Raw genomic sequence first — 16,421 nt, 5'->3', positions numbered from 1 at the left:
TAAGTTCACTCCTTCAGTAATTCCCTGATTAACAAAAGTGGTAACACGAACGACTTCACTAAAAATATCCCACTTCTAGACAAAAGTGAGACACGAGTGAAAGTCTAGGAATCTTACGGAGATAAGGACGCGGAGAAAGTGGGAATGCTGCAAGCAAGGGTAGTTCCTAGATTCGCCGCTTCCTAGAACAAAAGTGAGATATGAAAATTAATCGGTGTGGTCAAGCGGAAGCACTCACAAAAGAGATGTTTCAGAAAGTGTTGGGTGAAATCAAAAATGATTCACATCGGTTGATTTTTGCCCTGTGTTGGTACACGACCGAACGACCCTCGGCAATTTTGCAATTGCAGGTGAGTGACGTGTATGGATCTGCACGGGTGCCCCTAGAGAAAATGGTGATCGCGGCACGGACTCGCAAGGATAAGAAAACGCGTGAGGTGCCGATCGCAACGGCGCTCAGACAAGAACTGAAAGCCTATTCCGCTCCATCGGAGGGCTATTTGTTTCCCGGTCGAGCAGGGCATCTCACCTTTTCTGCCTACGACAAGGGATTGCGCCGGGTGTTTGAGAAATTAGGGCTGCGAGGATTTTCGACTTATTCCACCCGGCGAGGGAGTTTGACGACGCTTTCACGATCGGGGGCAGGAATCCGACAAATTCAAGCCCTCTCAGGTCATGCCAGTTTAGGCAACCTGCAACGGTATATCGAGGTGAGTGACTCGGAAGTGGCGGCGATCGCGGCCATGCTCTAGCGCTTGTCTCTTAGTTGCCAGCTCCCAATCAGGTTGATAATGTCGCTGGGACAAACCCCGCGATCGAGGTATTCCTGCACTAACTTAGCTCGTTTTTGAGCGATTTTGTTGGTCGTGTTGCCGCCGGGAATGGACAGGGATTGAATGACTTCGTGACCACTATTGACCACATAGCGATAATAGCGGTGCCCACGCGATGGAACCTCATAGATCTTGTGGGTGAAGCCGGAAGCTAAATCGTTAACGGAACGCGGGGGACGCTCCGTAAGCAACGGCGTAGTAGGGGTTTCGGCGCTTTCGATGAGTGAGAGTTGTTGGTAGTTCATGGTCTTTCACAGCGATTTTTTATATCTTTTTAGGATGTGAAAGTTTTCTGAGGGTGTCAAGTGTACTAGTTCAGGGTCGGTTTGCGTCTCCACTTGCCGATCGCCCCCACAATCTGACCGGGTGAATGCCCCAACTCAATCCAGTGATCGACCATTTCCCGTCGGGCTGTCGAAATCGGGCTATCGGTGCAGCCGCCGGGAATGTGAATGTTTTGCTTGATCGCGCTGCCGATGCCCCAGGCAAATTTGTAGTAGAGGGCACCGCGCGATCGGTAGGGGCGCGTTTTCATCCACACCTTACCCTCTGGGAAGACTGACGGAATTGATGGGATCATCTCGTCACGAGTTTCTAAGGGTACTGACGGAATGGATTTACAAGCTTGTAGTTTACGGACTTGTTGCGAGGCGGAATTCTTGAATTGCTGATGGAGTGAGGGCACTGAAGGAAATGTTTGATGGCAATCGGGGCACCAGGTGCCGTCGAGACCTGCGATCGCGCGGGGGTGAGTGCAGTGATTCATAGCCAATTTGCTCTGAGCGGTTGAGCGTTGGGAACGCTGAAGCAAGAGACGTTAATTGAACTGACCATGAACAACTTTAGACAACGACTAGAAGGGCTGATGGGCAAAATGGTGATCGCCATTATCGTCATGACCTGCATCAATTTTGTTTTGGTAGGAATTCGCTATCAACAGTCGAGAACTAAGCTAGACAAAGCCGTTGCAAGCTTTGAACAATCAGGATTACTGCCAGAAGTGGCTTTAGCGAGTCTGGATGGTAAAGACTCTAAGCAGCCAGAAGTGGTTAGACCCTATGCTGAATTGCTGAACCAGCTTGAGGCAAAGTGCATAGAGCCGCGAACTGAACTAATGGGAATTTCGAGGGCACTGACTAAGCACGAGAGAAAACAGCAGCAGGAAGTCACCTACCTGGAAGGCTTACAGGAACTTATGTCCGACGTTGAGTCAGGGTTCGAGAAATTCCCAGCAACTTGTATGGAGGCATACTCATATCACGTTCAGGCAAGCCAGCAGTAACGCGATCGCCCAAGCTAAATATAGAAAACCCCGCACATAATTTAAGCTGTGCGGGGTTTGTTGTTTTTAAAGAGACGTAAGTTTAGCTTTCCCACTCAAGCTATAGCGTTTTACGCCTCCACTTCACGATCGCCCTCAGAACCTTCTTCAGAGTCTTCCGTTTCGGGCTGCATTTGTTCGGCAAGTTGCTGTAAATCAGCAAGTTCGTCAAGCCGTCTGGCTTCCTCTCGCTGATACCACTCAATACACTCTCTCGCTTCCCGGATGCGTTCTTGCTTCTCTTGAATCATCCGGGTAACAATTCCCCCAATAATTCCTCCAACTGTCCCCGCCCCAGCCGCTCGAAAAATTCGCCCACTGACAGGTTCAGATTCTTCGCTAGACGTTGTAACCCCTCCTTCGCTGTCGGACTTATCCGTACCTTCAGTTCTGCGCTTTTCAGTTCCCCGTGTTGATTGTGCTTGGCTTTTGGCATTGGTCTTAGACATTGTATTCCTCCTATTGTACCCGCAATGAAAGAAGTGTGTTTGATCCACACCCTTAATTATATTGTTCCCCTGATAGTAGCACTCTTCCTATATTAGGGGTACAATCTTATTGTCTTGGAGTGGATCACAAGCGATCGTAATCGCCATTACACCAGACTCGTCTGTACAGGATTGTGCCACTCAAGCCTGTCAACCCTTCCTGAAAACCTATGAGCTTTGATGCTTGGCATTCACTCTTTATTCCCGAACATCTTATGAACCCAGAAAACACCGAACAACAGATTACCGACCTCTTCCGCCAGCTCCTCCCCGAACGGCAAAAAGTCTTGATTAAGGAGTTACCAATGCCGCCTTTGACCCCAGAAGAGATGGAAGAACAGATTCTTGAACTCTTCAAACACCTTCCCCTTGGTCGTGCCCTCAGTCTCCTTGACCTTCTAGACGAAAGGCTAGACGCGGCAAAAGCGGGCTAAAAGTTTGGACGGTTGAACTCACTAATGCTGCGGAGGCACCGTCCTTTCCTCAAAGTTTGGGCGATCGATCCACTCACTGTCCTTGAGCCGTCGATCGTCCTTTCCTCTTTCACTTAAGGAGATTAAACATGGAAACTCAACCCCGATGGGGGATTCTCTGTATCACCCCAGAATGCCGTCACCTGCTCAAACATCGCTTTATTCTCACGATCGACGCTCAAAAATGCCTCAAAGATTTGAGAAAGCACACGGTAAACGCCCAATTTGAAATGATTTGGATCGGAGGAATGCGCCATGAGTAGTGATGCTTTATGGCGTGTCTGGTGGTCAGGTTCTAGAGGCGTGATTAAATCGGTTGCGGGTGATTTTGCCCGCCACCGAGAGGCGATGGCTTGCATTTCTCAGCTATCAGCCAGATATCCCAATGCCGCTTTTAATATCGAATACATCGGGCGCAACATCGCCCATCAACACGATGGCAGAGCCACTAACCAACACTGATATGAGCTACCGACTGACGGAATGGCAAGCCCACGTTTTGACTGAAGTTGGAGGCATTTTGGCAGGGATTCTAGAGTTCGATCGCCCGATCGAGGTCGCGATCCGGTTAAAAGCGATCGCTGCTGACTTGGAGCAAGCTTACGGAGATGACCCGCCGCTCATTCCCCCTAGCAACCGCCTTGAAGTGCCGATCGGCTGGATTGATGGAGAACCGATTTATCGAGAGGAGTCAGCATGATCGACTTTAGAACCCTACCGATCAATGTCAAGCGCGAACTCGTTTACCACACGAGGATGACGACGCTTGCCGTGATTGCCCTCAGTCAGCAAACAGATTCCTCCCCTGAGTTTTGGATGGGGCAAGTTGCAACCCTGGCTTACCAGAACACTCAGGAGATGAGCGACTCGCAAGTGGAGGAGGTCATCGAGGCGATCGAGCACCAGAGATGCCGTGGATACGGTGGAACGCGAATCGAAGTCAATCCCGATCGACCAGCAACGCCTGATGAGTCTGCCTGACACACAGACGAAACGGGTTGTGACTGCATGACCCGTCGCGGTAGGTGTCCAAAGCCGATCGCGCAATCTGGGGACTTAAAACCTTAAGGGTCTACGGACTTCAGAGATTAAGGGTCTCTGGAAAAAGGGGACTTATTATCTTACAGGTCTTCCAGATTGCCCCTCCCAAACCGATTTAACAGAAGTATGGACTCGCGGTAATGCCTTACTTGCGGGTCTTCAGAGATTAAGGATCAACTAATGGGAACCAATATCACCGTCGCCGGGATTGACATCAGTCGATCCTCAATTTCAGTGTGCATTCTATCGGAAATTCCGCCCGATTTAAAACGGTTCAAGCAGGGATTTAAAAAGTTAGAGTTTGCCGCCGATCGTGAAGGCATTACTCAGTTACTTGCCCTACCGTTTGATGGGGCACTGATGGAGCCAACAGGCGCGCACTACTCCAAAATCTGGGCCCATCATCTGATTCAAGCGGGTCGAGAAGTGCGCTGGGTGGGGCATCGGGAAATTGCCAATTATCGAGAATCGTGGAAAGTCTTTAACAAGTCAGATCGCCTCGACGCGATCGCGCTTGCCTGCTACGGATTAGAGCGGTGGAATCGTCCACAGTTCTTTATTCGAGGCGTTTCGAGCCGCTTGCGAGATCTAGTTCACCAATTGGAAAGCCTGACGCGGATTCGTAATCCGATCGTGGCTCGATTGCGTCTCCAGCTTGCCCACGAGTGCCCCGAAATTGCTCAAAAACAGATCAATCGCAACTGGCTGACTCAGAATCCACCAGGAGTCTTAAGAGCCATGATCGGCAATCCATCCGCAAAATGGGAAAAAATCTTATCGACCTCGATCGGAACGGGAATTAGCAGCTTTAGCCAAGGACTTGCTCACCAGCTAATTCTGGTTGAAGAGCGAGAGTTTCTGATTGAGCAAGAAATCGCGCAAGAGATGGAGAGAGACGAGTTTCAGCCTTATTTGCAAGTCTTCGACCGTTACGCAATCGGCGATCGCACGAGCGCCGCACTTTTAGGGGTAATTTATCCCATCAGCCAATTTTTAGGAGCGGATGGAAAACCCATTATTGAGCGCATTGAAGGTAGTAAACGATATCGCTCCCTAGCCAGCTTCAAACTGGCTCTAGGAGTCGGCATGGTGCAATACCAATCAGGCGGAACTCAAGGAGAAAAAGCAGGCGGAAGAAGCGATATCCGTCGAGCATTGTGGCGATGGTGCACGATGGCCATCATCATTGATCCAAATCTAGAGCTACCTACCATTCAAAAACTCAGGCACTACTACGAAAATGGAACAGATGCGATCGTCAAAGGTGAACTTAAACATCTTGACCCTGGAAAGGGTGATCAGCGATCGATGCGAGTCATTCGTAGAATGATCACGATGTTGTTTCATGACCTCATTACTCTGTAGCTTTTATTGAGTAGATTTCACTACAGAGTAAGATAATCCTAAAGTGTCACCGGATCAGCGATCGTGAAAGCAATCTCCCTCCTTGGTTCAACTGGCTCAATTGGGACTCAAACCCTCGATATTGTTGCCCAATATCCCGATCAGTTTCGGATCGTCGGCATGGCAGCAGGACGCAACGTAGAACTGTTCGCCCAACAAATCCGTCAGTTTCATCCTGAAATTGTTGCCATTTGTGATGAAGACAAACTACCCGAATTGAGAGCGGCGATCGCTGATCTCGATCCGCAGCCCATTCTCTTAGCCGGAAGTGCCGGAGTCGTTGAGGTTGCCCAATATGGCGATGCCGAAGCCGTCGTGACTGGCATTGTGGGATGTGCGGGATTGCTGCCGACGATCGCCGCGATCAAAGCAGGCAAAGACATCGCTTTAGCAAATAAAGAAACGCTGATTGCGGGTGGCCCGGTCGTTTTGCCGTTGGTAGAAAAGCATGGCGTGAAACTCCTGCCCGCAGATTCAGAACACTCTGCGATTTTCCAGTGTTTGCAGGGAGTCCCAAAAGGCGGACTGAGAAAGATTTTATTAACGGCTTCGGGCGGCGCGTTTAGAGATTGGGCAGTCGAAAAACTAGCTGATGTCACGGTTGCCGACGCGCTCAAACATCCCAATTGGTCGATGGGTCGCAAGATCACTGTAGACTCTGCAACCCTGATGAACAAAGGCTTAGAAGTGATCGAGGCCCACTATTTGTTTGGCCTAGATTACGACGATATTGAGATTGTCATTCATCCCCAGAGCATCATTCACTCGTTGATCGAACTGCAAGACACATCAGTGCTGGCTCAACTGGGTTGGGCAGATATGCGGCTGCCACTGCTCTACGCGCTGTCTTACCCCGATCGTCTCCCCACCAACTGGGAGCGGTTAAACCTCGTTAAAGCAGGCAATCTCACCTTTAGAGAACCCGATCACGAAAAGTATCCTTGCATGGGACTTGCCTACGCCGCAGGTCGCGCTGGAGGCTGTTTACCTGCCGTTCTGAATGCCGCAAACGAACAAGCTGTGGCCCTATTTTTAGATGAGAAGATTCGCTTTTTAGACATTCCTCGATTGATTGAGCAGACTTGCGATCACTACCAGTCTCAAAATCAAGCAACTCCATGCCTAGACGATATTTTGGCGGCTGACGAATGGGCAAGACAGGATTTATTAACCGCTAGTCAAGAAAGCGGCGATCGAAAGTACTTTATGGTGAAATAGCGCCAAATCTTCCTTTAAAGAATCTGTCTTCTCTCAATCGAAGTTTACAAATAGGTGAATTCTCTAATATTTTGCCAAGAAAACCATAAAACCTTGACAAAGTAACGCTTTCTTTTCCCAAAACTAAATGAATCAGTGCCATACTGATTGGCTGATTGGTGATCTAAAAATCACTCTTTGGGTAGGTGTCAGATCCCTGAACCACTACCGCAATCTTCTGCCAGGTTAGCCGTGATTCTGGCAGAAGCTCGCAATCAGCCGTTTAGTTATTGTTATTGACATGAACGATCGCTTCCACACAGAAGACAGTCGAGCTCCTCGCTTTCCTCTCTGGGCCTATCTCAATCAACCACTTTTTCACCCTGCTCAACCCTTTTTTGCTCGTCCACGTCGATTCTGGCGATATCACAACATTCAGCAGCTAGAGCATTGCTGGTTGCGATCGGAGTTGCATCTGCTAGAGCATTGCTGGCGACAAGACTTAAACGCGGAAGAGCAATAAATTATAATATTAGATTTTGGATTTTGGATGGTTCTAGCTGGGTTTTCTGAAAAACTATCAGACAGCAACAAAACCTCCAAAACCCAAAATCTAAACTACATCTGCCGCCAGCGCTTGGCAAACCCCTCGATCACCTCTTGAGGAATTTGTCCTTGTAACCAGTTGAGTGCTTGATCTTGGTGAGGCAGCGATCGATAGTTTTTAGCAACACTGACTAAACTGATACCTGCTGGCACTGGCGTGGGTGCGGGGGCAGGAGTCGGCTTTGGAGTGGGTATAGGGGTTGGAGTGGGTTGAGAAGTCGATTGCAGGGCTGTCCAAGTGGCTGCTCCAACAATGCCATCGGGGGCGAGGCGTTTTGCTTGCTGGTAGCTCACAACCGCAGATTTTGTCTTAGCGCCAAATGCTCCATCGGGCGTACCTGGGTCGAAACCATTGGCTTTAAGGAATTGCTGTAACTCCAGCACCACTTGCCCTCTAGAGCCAACTCGCAGCGGAACCTTACCCTTCAACAGCTTTTGCAAATCATCAAGGGTGCCATTAAATTGGTTGAGATCGACATTGCCCTGAATGCCCTGTAGCTTCCCGGATTCTGAGTATTGATGGAATGCCCAGTTTCGCCAAGCACTCGGAAGAGAGGGAGTGCGCGTCCCAAAGTTAGCAATCCAGAGTGGGTAGTTAGAAAACTGGGTTGGGTTACCCAGCTTATCTTCCCAAAATGAAGGATAGGTGTAGACGATCGGCTTTCTTCCAGTAGCGGTTTCGATCGCTGAGATCCATTTAAGAGCGTTATTGATTACCGTTGGGGCATCTAAGCCGTCCATCACTTCTAAATCTAAAACGGGCGGCAAATCGGACGCTTCTAAACTGTTTTTGACCAACTGCAAGAAGTTATTGGCTTGCACGATCGGGTCTTTAGCAGGCCGAAAAAAGTGATAGGCACCCCGGACAACGCCAAAAGTTTTCATGTTCGTCCAGTTGCGAGTGAAGGACGGGTCGGTGCTGCTTGCGCCCTCAGTTGCCTTTGCAAACGCGTAGAGAATGCCTTGATTTGCAACCGTTGCCCAATCAACATCGCCTTGATAAGTAGAGACATCAATCCCTTCTAAAGCCATAGTCCGTTCCTCCAAAATGCTGGTTATCTGACTGATTCAGTGGTGAGCTTTAAGATTCGTGAAGCGTTTTGCTGATCCAATCACTCACTAGTTTATTTCCTGCCAGGTTGAGATGAATGTGATCATGGTAAACATCTTTCGGCTTTTTGACTCCCGCACTAAAAACCGTTAAGAAATCGATGTATTGAATCGATTCTGTTTGAGTCAGGTCTAACAAACGCTGACGGGCAACAAGTTCGTAGTCTCTTGGAGCATGTTCAAGTTCTCTTAACAGCGGGGTCATGACGAGCAAGAATCGAGCGTTGTTTTGATCAGAGAGTTGATGAATTTGACGAATCGCCTCTAAGTTGATGCCGACTCGATCGCCACTTTCTGCCTGTACTGCCTGCAACGCTTCTGACATTGGCGGAGCCGGGAGAAGGTAGCGGCTAACCACTTCTGCAAGGGCGAATGGCGGTTTACGATCGGGATAGTTACGATCGTGCCCCACAGGAAGCGAAGTTGGAGCCGTCGCAAATAAATCATCGGTATTGATCACCAGCACAAGTACCTGCGCCTGAAAAAGTCCAAATCGCTGAAGATACGCCAACTCGTTACGAGGACTCCAGGAGTTAGCAGAGGCGTTGAGAACTTCGACAGAACCCGATTTGAATGCTTTTAATTGCGCGGTCAGCACTTCGGAGAGGGTGTTTTTTTGATCAGTCCACCAGCCACCGTTGACGATCGAGTCTCCAATCATTAAAACCCGCAGCGTTGAGTCGGGACGAGTTGCAGAGATAACGCCGCTTCGCATTGAGTGTTGGTTAATTTGAATGCGATTGCCGAAACGACGGACATTTTGATTAGGCGTTAACAGGTAGCCGATTTGACGATCGCTCTCATATAGTAAGGGATTGCCAAACCCAAACGCTAACTGTAGAAAAACCTCTAAAAAAATCAATACGACGATGAGAATCCCCCCGATCAGCAGCACAAGTTTCATCAGCATCGATGTCTATAAAATTGCCTTTCTATCTTGGCGTGTGAGGTGAGATTGAGCGATCGTATTCTTAAAGTCTCAGGAAAGGACGACATTACGGACACTTATCAAAAACAAAAGCTAAAATAATGCTTTAGAAATCGTAACAAACTGCTTTTTCTTGACTACCGTAGAGGCGGATCTACAACTTTCTACACCACACTCAAAAGGATTTCCCACCATGTCAGACTTAAATCGCGGCATCATGAAATTCGAGGGTGCAGATAGCGCTGCTGCTCTCACCGCATCTGCGATCGTCATTCTAGGAAGCATTGCAGTATTGATTTTGTGGGCACTTAAGTCAGCTTATGTTTTCTAGCGTTTGACGATCGATCGACTGCAAAAGAGGAAGGATTCGCTGACAAACTCTCCCTCTTTTGCAATCTGATCCAAAGGATGTTAGCTGGCTGCATTCAGTTCGATTAACCTAGCTCAACACTAACTGCATCGAAACGAGCATCTCCGGGATGACAAGACAAGACCTCTAACCAATTGGCTCACCGCTTACTCCATCCTTGAGCAAAATGACTCCATCACCCAATTCTGTGGCAATCTGATTTTTTCTTGGATTCTGCCAGAACACGCTTAACAGTTCAGTCTCAGGTTCGTAAAACACCTTTATTTGAGCCATTCGGTTTGACCCTCCTTCATCGCATCGGTCTGATATGCCGTAATAAGAAAACCATCTCCATTTAAGCGCCTTGCTACGGCAACCACCCACCTTATGGTGAAGCTCAACGGCAGTCTGTGACTTCTCCATCATTGCTAAAAAGTTTCGCCTGTCCATTGCAGCGCATTTAATGGTTAGGTGTACTGTCACAACCGATATTTTCAAGAACGATTCTCCGGCTCTTCGTAGGGTCCGAGAAATCTCTCTCCATTGAAATGAATCATGTGATCCGGTTGGTCGGCTACCCAAACTTCTGTTTCCCAAGAAATCTCAGCAAGATATCGAGTCATTTGCTTGCGGCTTGGGAAAGCAGTCACAAAGACCAACCCCTTACTACTTGACTGAAAAAGTCGCTTCAATTCATTATGGCGCTTTAAATTAACTGGACCGTGGCTAGTTACGGCTTCTACCAACACCAGCCAGTCCTGCCCTTTATAATGCACTACAAGATCCGGCATCTTACCGTGGGGGTCTAGTTGAACCCCAATTTCTCGAAACTTCTGAGTTTCGTTAACGATAAATTTATCTCCAGCATCGCCCACATATAGTACCGTGCCTCCTGGCGTAAATCGGGGGCAAAATTTCTCTAAGATGTCTTTTATCAATATGTTCTGTCCACCCGATGAAAGCTGGATTGCCTGACCATTAGGCAAATTAACAGGAATCATCGATATATTTCGCTCTCTATCCTGCAACAGGTTTTTGACTGAAACAACGTAATTCTCACGAGCCTCTTCCCATTGTTCAGAGCCATACGATTGAAGAAGGGAGAGTGCTTGTTGATGAAGTTGATAACACCACTTGGGGCTATTAATGGGTCGATCGGGGCGATCAGGGTTCTCAATCACTAACCCTATCTGCACGAACTGGTGCATTGTTTGTCGTCGTACTGTTTCGCGTGTATTGGGTGCGTATTGTTTACCGTAGTAATCACGAAACCAATCCATCATTTCGGTAATTCCGCGCCTTGGGGCTGTCGCCTGACTCCAAGGAGTTTCAGGTAGAACGTTTGCCAATGCCAGTAAGCAAAGTGCTGAACGTTCATTCTGCTGCTCCCTCGGAGCAGAAACATCCTTGAGAATCACAAGGGACTCTTCAATGCGTTTACTAGCCTGAATTGCATTGGTTACTTCGCTCATAATTGACAGAGCTTTATGGACAAGCTCATCAAGTCGTTCTTGATTGGATATAGAGTCATCGACTTGGCTTCCCAAAGAAATTAAATCATCTTTACGAGGGTATTTGATTCTACGCAAATCTGTTGCGTTGATTTGTGTGTGACCGCTGAACTGACGGAAGTAGTTGTCGAATAGCGTTGAATTCAGAAATGCAGCTAAACCCCGTGCAAGATCAGGATTCATACCTTCACCTTTGGCATGATAGTAGTTGAGATGATTCTCTATGCCTAGTAATGGTTCCTTCATAGGAGAACACACAGCAGCCACAACGCGACGTTTCTCTTCTTTAGCAGAAAAACGCCTTGTTAAAACATACCAACCTCTCTGAATCAGCCATTTCTGTGTTTCCTGGTTTGGTTCAATTGCGATCGCCTTCCGAGGATTCTTGGGTGGAAACGAAATTTCCCCTGCCTTCATTGATTCTGGGTAAATCAACGGGATGCTCTTCTCATCCAAACAACTCCTCAAAGCTGACTTGAGGCGAAAGTCTACAACTGGGCCGGTTGACACTTCTAAACTGAGCTCATCTAAGGTGCAGGGCAACTTATCCATCTGCACTCTCAACGCATCTTCAAGAGAGTTTGTAATAATATGGATAAATTGCTCAGAGTCGCTGGTTTCAATAACTTCGCTATAAGGAACAAGTCTCTTTTCTGAAAATTCACCTAAGGCATTTCCAGAATTATTAGTGACTTCTATAAAATCAGGTTTAAGCTTTGTTTTAGTAGCCTGAAAAATAATGTTTTCTTGTAGCACGTTATCTTCTGCAAAAGCTGCTGAACGACTCTCGAATACATGAATTTTCCCAAGCCCCATCTCTGCCAGAAGAGCTTTACGAAAAGGACGAAAATACGTGCCGTTACAAAAGCTTCTTGGCGTAATAGCTACGATCTCTCCACCCTCAGCAACCTGTAACATCGCAAGCCAGACAAATGCACTGTAAAGATTGACAGTTTCGACTCCAAGACTTAAAAGAATCTTCTTTTCAATTGATTGACTGCTGATCTTCTTGTAAGGAGGATTTAGAATCGCATGAGTAAAACTAATAGGAGATCGAGTAAAGAGGGGTAGATTTACTTCGGCAGCAGCTTCTATAAAGCTCTCTTCGCATAAACAATAGTTTGCTTTAATTCCTTTGTTTTCTAAAGCTATACAGCACTCCGCAAGGCTTTGCTTTAAAGATGGTAGGAAAATTGGCTCAACTTCATATGCTGTTATAAAGCAGCTTTCAACCTTATCAGAACTGATTAATAGTCGCTCTACAAAAGCGGTGGTTAATGATCCAACCCCCGCTCCAGGATCTAGTAATCTGACATGACCTGCCAGATTGCTAAATTGTCCTGCCATAAAACGAGCGATTGGAGCAGGAGTCAAAAACTGACCCAACTCACTGCGCTGCTTCAGGCTTAACTTTGAGGCAAAATGAATCCTAGTAATATCTGTGGAGTCTGTAAGGAAGGTGGTCATACTGTCGATTTGGTGCCAGCTATGAGGACATACCACAGAACCGTCGCATAGTACTTCTGTACTTGTTTACCTTTGACGGTTGATTGCTTGACCACGGATTGCTTCTAGAGAGGCGATCGCTTCACCAAATTCTTGCCATCCGCAGCACAAACCCTGGCAACTCTGGATCGCCACTCACGGTTTCGGGATTCTCCAAAACTTCGGGTTAGTTACTTCTGGATTTGCTTGACCTTGCCTTGCTTTGCCAACGCCTCATAAACTAACGCAGCAGCATCAGCACGAGTTGCGTTGCGGTTGGGGGTCAGCTTGTTATCGTCCGGGTAGCTAGGCACTAACCCAGCCTCGATCGCGGTGGCAATTTTATCAACTGCCCACTTCGGCACCTCTTGAGCATCCGCATATTTGCCGACAATTTGGGCAGGATTTGCTGGGGCGGGTAGATTTAAGCCAGTCACCAGAGCCACCTGAAGCTGAGAGAGCGGAATCGGTTGATTGGGCCGAAACACCCCACCGGGGTAGCCATTCATAAATCCGGTTTGCACGGCGGTCTCGATCGAGCCACTGGCCCAATGAGTAGATGCAATATCCTGAAACTGCAATGCGGGACGAGTTTTAGCTTGGTCAAACGCTTTGCTAACAATGTCTGCAAACTCGGCTCGTGTGACGGGTTTATCAGGTCGAAACGTTCCACCCGGAAACCCTCCTAAAACGCCGCGCTGGGTCAATTCTGCAATGTAGGGAGCCGCCCAATAAGCCGTCGGAACGTCTGAGAATGCAGTCACTTGTGGAGGGGGACTTGAGTAGACTTGAGTAGGCGGAGTCGGGATTGGCACCGGAACCGGGACAACGTTAGGAACATTGTCGGGTGTAATTAGTTCGGGAGATGGAGATGGGATTGCGGCAATGGGAGGATTCACGCCTGGAGCATTGGTCACACCCGGTCTGGGCACCGAGGCAGACGGGGAAATTAGCCCTCCAGACGTTGAAGAAAGGTTAAATTTAGGGTCTGATCGTCCGATCGCCCAAAAGAGAATTGCGCCAATGCTGCCAAACGCCACCAAGATGGCGATCAATTCATCGGTATCAAGCTTTCTTCGAGAAGGGGGCGGTTCAGGGGGAGAAGTCATGTCGAGTTACACCAGTTAAAGAATTCTTTGTCCAAATCCTAAAGCAAATTCTTCAAGAGCGATAGAGCGATCGCAAATCTCTGAGAGATCTTGCAACGGTTTTTGGGGTTCAGCATCTAGAGAGAGGGCACGATATGTCATGCCCCTACACCATCCTGCGCTTTCACGCGGATCGGTCACTTAAACTAAGTTGGTGTAAAAGAAATCACGGTTAGCTTGCCATATAGCTCCCACACTGGTAAAGAAAGCCCATAGAATGTTAAATGTGTTTGTATTTTTTAACCTATTATTGATTGGGTTCTGGCCCCTCGTGTTGAATGACTTCCATCACGCCTCATTCATCGATTCGTTATTCTCAAAAAACCCTCGATCGAGCAGAGCGAGCCGTTCGGTGTGCGCCCTTCCGGTTAAAGTTCTATGCCACAATGCTCACCAAAAGTGTCTCACTTCTAGCAGTTGCGGGCATCTTGGGCATACGGCACCAATATAGCAAGCGTGCTGTGACTGAGATAATAGCCGAAGGTGAACTGCTGTGGCTGATCCAAGTCGGGCTGCTCCGACGAGAAGTCGATGGTCAAGGTCTGACTGACAGCTTTCGTCTCACGCCCCTGGGTCATCAACTAGTCGCCAGGTGGTACAACTCAGGACGCACTGACCTGCAACCTAGTTGGAGCGATCGCTTCCACAATGCTTTGAGTCGCTGGTTTCGATTGCCCTTCTAAAAAGAGTCTCCTTACCCGGAGTTTAGACATTATGCTGCTTTGCCCCCCCAGTATTAGAGGTGTTTCATGAAAGCCATCATGGTGGTGGGAACCACATCCCACGCTGGAAAATCGCTGGTTACGGCAGCCCTGTGTCGCATCTTGGCTCGGCGGGGTTGGCGAGTGGCTCCGTTTAAGGGGCAAAACATGGCGCTCAACTCCTACGTCACGGCAAATGGGGGCGAGATTGGTTATGCTCAGGCAGTTCAGGCATGGGCAGCGGGTGTGGTGCCGTGGGTTGAGATGAATCCGATCTTGCTGAAGCCGCAGGGAGACATGACCTCTCAAGTCGTGCTGAAGGGCAGAGTCATCGGCAAAATCGGAGCCGCCGAGTATTATGAGAAATTTTTTGACCAGGGATGGCAAGCGATCGAAGAGTCGCTGCGTCGTCTGGGCGAAGAATTTGATCTTCTAATTTGTGAAGGGGCAGGCAGTCCGGCTGAGATCAATCTCAAGCATCGTGATCTGACCAACATGCGAGTCGCTAAACACCTGAATGCGCCGACTCTGCTAGTGGTAGACATCGATCGCGGTGGAGCCTTTGCCCATGTGGTTGGCACCCTTGAGCTGCTCGATCCCGATGAGCGGGCGTTGATTAAAGGGGTGATTATCAACAAGTTTCGCGGACAGCGATCGCTGCTGCAATCGGGCATTGACTGGCTAGAAAAACGGACGGGAATTCCGGTGGTGGGGGTGATTCCCTGGCTAGATACTGCGTTTCCGGCTGAAGACTCGCTGAGTTTGTTCGATCGCCAAGAGACATCGAGTGGTGAATTGACGATCGGGGTGGTGCGTCTGCCGCGCATCTCCAACTTTACTGATTTTGACCCGCTCGAAGCAGAGCCTAGCGTTTCGGTCAAATATATTCACCCAAAACAATCGCTGGGTCATCCTGATGCGGTGATTATTCCCGGCTCGAAGACAACGATCGCTGATCTCGTCGCGCTCCACAAATCTGGCATGGCAGAAGAGCTGCAAAAATATGCGGCGGCGGGTGGCACCATTTTGGGCATTTGTGGCGGCTATCAAATGTTGGGCAAAATTTTGGCAGACCCCGAAGGCATCGAAGGTCAAGAAGGTCGCTATCGCGGGTTAGGGCTGCTGCCGATCAGAACCGTGATTGCGGGGCAAAAAGTTGCCCGCCAGCGCAACGTCACGTCTAACTTTCCTCAAGAGGGGCTGCCTGTCTCAGGTTACGAGATTCACCAGGGGCGCACACGCCTGATCGAACCCGAAGGCACTCAGTTTTTATTTGATGACCAAAATCTGGGGTTGATCGATGAGACTCATTCGATTTGGGGCACTTATCTGCATGGCATTTTTGACAATGGCCCTTGGCGACGTGCCTGGTTAAATCGCCTGCGTCAGCAGCGTGGCTTGGGGTCTTTGCCGACAGGCGTTCCTAACTATCGTGAACAGCGAGAACTGTTGCTCGATCAGTTAGCCGATGCAGTCGAGCCACACCTCGATTTAAAGCCTGTGTTGCCTTAAGATCGCAAACTATAATCTTGGTTACTTGCAGGGTGATGCCATGCCCGTACGTAAATCTGCTTAGAATTTTGTCATGAGTGTTAGCGTCCGATTTTTGCCCGATGATGTGACGATCGCCGCCGAGCCAGGAGAGCCGTTGCTCAAAGTGGCTGAACGGGCAGGCGTTTTCATTCCGACGGGTTGCCTGATGGGGTCTTGTCACGCCTGCGAAGTCGAAGTCAACGGCGAGGAAAGCATTTGTAGCTGCATTAGTGCTGTACCACCAGGACAACCGCATTTGACGATCAATCTCTACTCTGATCCCACTTGGTAGA

General features: G+C 48.7%; 23 protein-coding genes. 14 read left to right on the top strand and 9 right to left on the bottom strand.

Going from position 1 to position 16,421, the window contains the following annotated elements; translation table 11 throughout:
- Positions 1–200: 200 nt before the first annotated feature.
- Positions 201–752 (top strand): tyrosine-type recombinase/integrase, encoded by a 552-nt coding sequence (locus C7B65_RS06495; protein WP_073070018.1) that lies wholly within the window; start codon positions 201–203, stop codon positions 750–752.
- Here C7B65_RS06495 and C7B65_RS06490 read toward each other — a convergent pair.
- Positions 749–1,078, bottom strand: a complete 330-nt coding sequence (locus tag C7B65_RS06490; protein ID WP_073070017.1) for a hypothetical protein — start codon at positions 1,076–1,078, stop codon at positions 749–751. The two genes, C7B65_RS06495 and C7B65_RS06490, sit on opposite strands and share 4 nt — an antisense overlap.
- A gap of 65 nt (positions 1,079–1,143) precedes the next feature.
- Positions 1,144–1,599 (bottom strand): hypothetical protein, encoded by a 456-nt coding sequence (locus tag C7B65_RS27345; protein WP_143162014.1) that lies wholly within the window; start codon positions 1,597–1,599, stop codon positions 1,144–1,146.
- A 66-nt stretch (positions 1,600–1,665) separates the two neighbouring features.
- On the opposite strand from C7B65_RS27345, the gene C7B65_RS06480 reads away from it, so the two are divergent.
- On the top strand, positions 1,666–2,115 hold the full coding sequence (locus C7B65_RS06480; protein WP_106253955.1) for a hypothetical protein: 450 nt from the start codon (positions 1,666–1,668) through the stop codon (positions 2,113–2,115).
- 110 nt (positions 2,116–2,225) lie between these two features.
- On the opposite strand, the gene C7B65_RS06475 is transcribed toward C7B65_RS06480, so the two are convergent.
- Entirely contained in the window at positions 2,226–2,603 is a 378-nt protein-coding gene (locus C7B65_RS06475; RefSeq protein ID WP_073070014.1) for a hypothetical protein, read from the bottom strand.
- Positions 2,604–2,812: 209 nt separating this feature from the next.
- On the opposite strand from C7B65_RS06475, the gene C7B65_RS06470 reads away from it, so the two are divergent.
- The 8 genes from C7B65_RS06470 to C7B65_RS06440 all read left to right on the top strand — a co-directional run bounded on the left by C7B65_RS06470 (position 2,813) and on the right by C7B65_RS06440 (position 7,280).
- Complete coding sequence (locus tag C7B65_RS06470; protein WP_073070013.1) at positions 2,813–3,076, top strand: hypothetical protein; 264 nt, start codon at positions 2,813–2,815, stop codon at positions 3,074–3,076.
- A 128-nt stretch (positions 3,077–3,204) separates the two neighbouring features.
- Positions 3,205–3,378 (top strand): hypothetical protein, encoded by a 174-nt coding sequence (locus tag C7B65_RS27710; protein WP_181314351.1) that lies wholly within the window; start codon positions 3,205–3,207, stop codon positions 3,376–3,378.
- Positions 3,371–3,577, top strand: coding sequence for a hypothetical protein (locus tag C7B65_RS06465; RefSeq protein WP_073070012.1), 207 nt, complete (start codon positions 3,371–3,373; stop codon positions 3,575–3,577). The genes C7B65_RS27710 and C7B65_RS06465 overlap by 8 nt, the downstream gene beginning before the upstream one ends.
- A complete protein-coding gene (locus C7B65_RS06460) occupies positions 3,552–3,815 on the top strand; it encodes a hypothetical protein (RefSeq protein ID WP_143162012.1) in 264 nt (87 codons plus the stop codon). The genes C7B65_RS06465 and C7B65_RS06460 overlap by 26 nt, the downstream gene beginning before the upstream one ends.
- A complete protein-coding gene (locus tag C7B65_RS06455; RefSeq protein ID WP_073070010.1) occupies positions 3,812–4,096 on the top strand; it encodes a hypothetical protein in 285 nt (94 codons plus the stop codon). Before C7B65_RS06460 ends, C7B65_RS06455 begins: the two co-directional genes overlap by 4 nt.
- 240 nt (positions 4,097–4,336) lie before the next feature.
- Positions 4,337–5,521, top strand: coding sequence for an IS110 family transposase (locus tag C7B65_RS06450; protein ID WP_073070009.1), 1,185 nt, complete (start codon positions 4,337–4,339; stop codon positions 5,519–5,521).
- Between the two features lie 63 nt (positions 5,522–5,584).
- Positions 5,585–6,778, top strand: a complete 1,194-nt coding sequence (gene dxr / locus C7B65_RS06445; protein ID WP_073070008.1) for a 1-deoxy-D-xylulose-5-phosphate reductoisomerase — start codon at positions 5,585–5,587, stop codon at positions 6,776–6,778.
- A 280-nt stretch (positions 6,779–7,058) separates the two neighbouring features.
- Positions 7,059–7,280 (top strand): hypothetical protein, encoded by a 222-nt coding sequence (locus C7B65_RS06440; protein WP_073070007.1) that lies wholly within the window; start codon positions 7,059–7,061, stop codon positions 7,278–7,280.
- A 95-nt stretch (positions 7,281–7,375) separates the two neighbouring features.
- On the opposite strand, the gene C7B65_RS06435 is transcribed toward C7B65_RS06440, so the two are convergent.
- Both C7B65_RS06435 and C7B65_RS06430 read right to left on the bottom strand, forming a co-directional pair.
- Positions 7,376–8,395: a GH25 family lysozyme gene (locus tag C7B65_RS06435; RefSeq protein ID WP_073070006.1), complete on the bottom strand. Its 1,020-nt coding sequence runs from the start codon at positions 8,393–8,395 to the stop codon at positions 7,376–7,378.
- A gap of 49 nt (positions 8,396–8,444) precedes the next feature.
- Positions 8,445–9,383, bottom strand: coding sequence for an SGNH/GDSL hydrolase family protein (locus tag C7B65_RS06430; RefSeq protein ID WP_223257307.1), 939 nt, complete (start codon positions 9,381–9,383; stop codon positions 8,445–8,447).
- A gap of 211 nt (positions 9,384–9,594) precedes the next feature.
- Here C7B65_RS06430 and C7B65_RS27705 point away from each other — a divergent pair, with 211 nt between their 5' ends.
- Positions 9,595–9,732 carry a hypothetical protein gene (locus C7B65_RS27705; protein WP_181314350.1) on the top strand — a complete coding sequence of 46 codons (138 nt, stop codon included), beginning with the start codon at positions 9,595–9,597 and terminating at the stop codon, positions 9,730–9,732.
- Between the two features lie 165 nt (positions 9,733–9,897).
- Here C7B65_RS27705 and C7B65_RS06425 read toward each other — a convergent pair whose 3' ends face one another.
- The 4 genes from C7B65_RS06425 to C7B65_RS29205 all read right to left on the bottom strand — a co-directional run bounded on the left by C7B65_RS06425 (position 9,898) and on the right by C7B65_RS29205 (position 13,996).
- Complete coding sequence (locus tag C7B65_RS06425; RefSeq protein ID WP_223257306.1) at positions 9,898–10,044, bottom strand: hypothetical protein; 147 nt, start codon at positions 10,042–10,044, stop codon at positions 9,898–9,900.
- 200 nt (positions 10,045–10,244) lie between these two features.
- Positions 10,245–12,728, bottom strand: a complete 2,484-nt coding sequence (locus C7B65_RS06420; protein WP_073070005.1) for a BsuBI/PstI family type II restriction endonuclease — start codon at positions 12,726–12,728, stop codon at positions 10,245–10,247.
- Between the two features lie 209 nt (positions 12,729–12,937).
- Positions 12,938–13,855 (bottom strand): S-layer homology domain-containing protein, encoded by a 918-nt coding sequence (locus tag C7B65_RS06415; RefSeq protein WP_073070004.1) that lies wholly within the window; start codon positions 13,853–13,855, stop codon positions 12,938–12,940.
- Positions 13,856–13,870: 15 nt separating this feature from the next.
- The gene (locus C7B65_RS29205; protein ID WP_262983525.1) at positions 13,871–13,996 is read right to left on the bottom strand and encodes a hypothetical protein; all 126 of its coding nucleotides are present in this window, start codon (positions 13,994–13,996) and stop codon (positions 13,871–13,873) included.
- A 176-nt stretch (positions 13,997–14,172) separates the two neighbouring features.
- Here C7B65_RS29205 and C7B65_RS06410 point away from each other — a divergent pair, with 176 nt between their 5' ends.
- The 3 genes from C7B65_RS06410 (at position 14,173) to C7B65_RS06400 (ending at position 16,420) form a co-directional block, all read left to right on the top strand.
- On the top strand, positions 14,173–14,577 hold the full coding sequence (locus C7B65_RS06410; protein ID WP_073070003.1) for an Npun_F0494 family protein: 405 nt from the start codon (positions 14,173–14,175) through the stop codon (positions 14,575–14,577).
- Positions 14,578–14,643: 66 nt separating this feature from the next.
- Positions 14,644–16,107, top strand: coding sequence for a cobyric acid synthase CobQ (cobQ, locus tag C7B65_RS06405; RefSeq protein WP_073070002.1), 1,464 nt, complete (start codon positions 14,644–14,646; stop codon positions 16,105–16,107).
- A 73-nt stretch (positions 16,108–16,180) separates the two neighbouring features.
- Positions 16,181–16,420 (top strand): 2Fe-2S iron-sulfur cluster-binding protein, encoded by a 240-nt coding sequence (locus tag C7B65_RS06400; protein ID WP_073070001.1) that lies wholly within the window; start codon positions 16,181–16,183, stop codon positions 16,418–16,420.
- Position 16,421: the final 1 nt, after the last annotated feature.

It is taken from the genome of Phormidesmis priestleyi ULC007 (assembly GCF_003003695.1).
Taxonomy (GTDB): domain Bacteria; phylum Cyanobacteriota; class Cyanobacteriia; order Leptolyngbyales; family Leptolyngbyaceae; genus Phormidesmis_A; species Phormidesmis_A priestleyi_A.
The sequence above is the reverse complement of the archived record's forward strand: the minus strand, read 5'-3'. Positions and strand labels throughout refer to the sequence as shown.

What these genes read in the sequence shown, in the direction of transcription:
- C7B65_RS06450 (WP_073070009.1), top strand. Translation starts at nt 4,337, where the DNA reads ATGGGAACCAATATCACCGTCGCCGGGATTGACATCAGTCGATCCTCA.
- C7B65_RS06495 (WP_073070018.1), top strand. Translation starts at nt 201, where the DNA reads ATGAAAATTAATCGGTGTGGTCAAGCGGAAGCACTCACAAAAGAGATG.
- C7B65_RS27710 (WP_181314351.1), top strand. Translation starts at nt 3,205, where the DNA reads ATGGAAACTCAACCCCGATGGGGGATTCTCTGTATCACCCCAGAATGC.
- C7B65_RS06460 (WP_143162012.1), top strand. Translation starts at nt 3,552, where the DNA reads ATGGCAGAGCCACTAACCAACACTGATATGAGCTACCGACTGACGGAA.
- C7B65_RS06425 (WP_223257306.1), bottom strand. Translation starts at nt 10,044, where the DNA reads ATGGCTCAAATAAAGGTGTTTTACGAACCTGAGACTGAACTGTTAAGC.
- C7B65_RS06455 (WP_073070010.1), top strand. Translation starts at nt 3,812, where the DNA reads ATGATCGACTTTAGAACCCTACCGATCAATGTCAAGCGCGAACTCGTT.
- C7B65_RS06435 (WP_073070006.1), bottom strand. Translation starts at nt 8,395, where the DNA reads ATGGCTTTAGAAGGGATTGATGTCTCTACTTATCAAGGCGATGTTGAT.
- C7B65_RS06475 (WP_073070014.1), bottom strand. Translation starts at nt 2,603, where the DNA reads ATGTCTAAGACCAATGCCAAAAGCCAAGCACAATCAACACGGGGAACT.
- C7B65_RS06410 (WP_073070003.1), top strand. Translation starts at nt 14,173, where the DNA reads ATGACTTCCATCACGCCTCATTCATCGATTCGTTATTCTCAAAAAACC.
- C7B65_RS27705 (WP_181314350.1), top strand. Translation starts at nt 9,595, where the DNA reads ATGTCAGACTTAAATCGCGGCATCATGAAATTCGAGGGTGCAGATAGC.
- C7B65_RS06430 (WP_223257307.1), bottom strand. Translation starts at nt 9,383, where the DNA reads ATGCTGATGAAACTTGTGCTGCTGATCGGGGGGATTCTCATCGTCGTA.
- C7B65_RS06440 (WP_073070007.1), top strand. Translation starts at nt 7,059, where the DNA reads ATGAACGATCGCTTCCACACAGAAGACAGTCGAGCTCCTCGCTTTCCT.
- C7B65_RS06480 (WP_106253955.1), top strand. Translation starts at nt 1,666, where the DNA reads ATGAACAACTTTAGACAACGACTAGAAGGGCTGATGGGCAAAATGGTG.
- C7B65_RS06470 (WP_073070013.1), top strand. Translation starts at nt 2,813, where the DNA reads ATGAGCTTTGATGCTTGGCATTCACTCTTTATTCCCGAACATCTTATG.
- C7B65_RS27345 (WP_143162014.1), bottom strand. Translation starts at nt 1,599, where the DNA reads ATGAATCACTGCACTCACCCCCGCGCGATCGCAGGTCTCGACGGCACC.
- C7B65_RS06400 (WP_073070001.1), top strand. Translation starts at nt 16,181, where the DNA reads ATGAGTGTTAGCGTCCGATTTTTGCCCGATGATGTGACGATCGCCGCC.
- C7B65_RS06420 (WP_073070005.1), bottom strand. Translation starts at nt 12,728, where the DNA reads ATGACCACCTTCCTTACAGACTCCACAGATATTACTAGGATTCATTTT.
- C7B65_RS06465 (WP_073070012.1), top strand. Translation starts at nt 3,371, where the DNA reads ATGAGTAGTGATGCTTTATGGCGTGTCTGGTGGTCAGGTTCTAGAGGC.
- C7B65_RS29205 (WP_262983525.1), bottom strand. Translation starts at nt 13,996, where the DNA reads ATGACATATCGTGCCCTCTCTCTAGATGCTGAACCCCAAAAACCGTTG.
- cobQ (WP_073070002.1), top strand. Translation starts at nt 14,644, where the DNA reads ATGAAAGCCATCATGGTGGTGGGAACCACATCCCACGCTGGAAAATCG.
- C7B65_RS06415 (WP_073070004.1), bottom strand. Translation starts at nt 13,855, where the DNA reads ATGACTTCTCCCCCTGAACCGCCCCCTTCTCGAAGAAAGCTTGATACC.
- C7B65_RS06490 (WP_073070017.1), bottom strand. Translation starts at nt 1,078, where the DNA reads ATGAACTACCAACAACTCTCACTCATCGAAAGCGCCGAAACCCCTACT.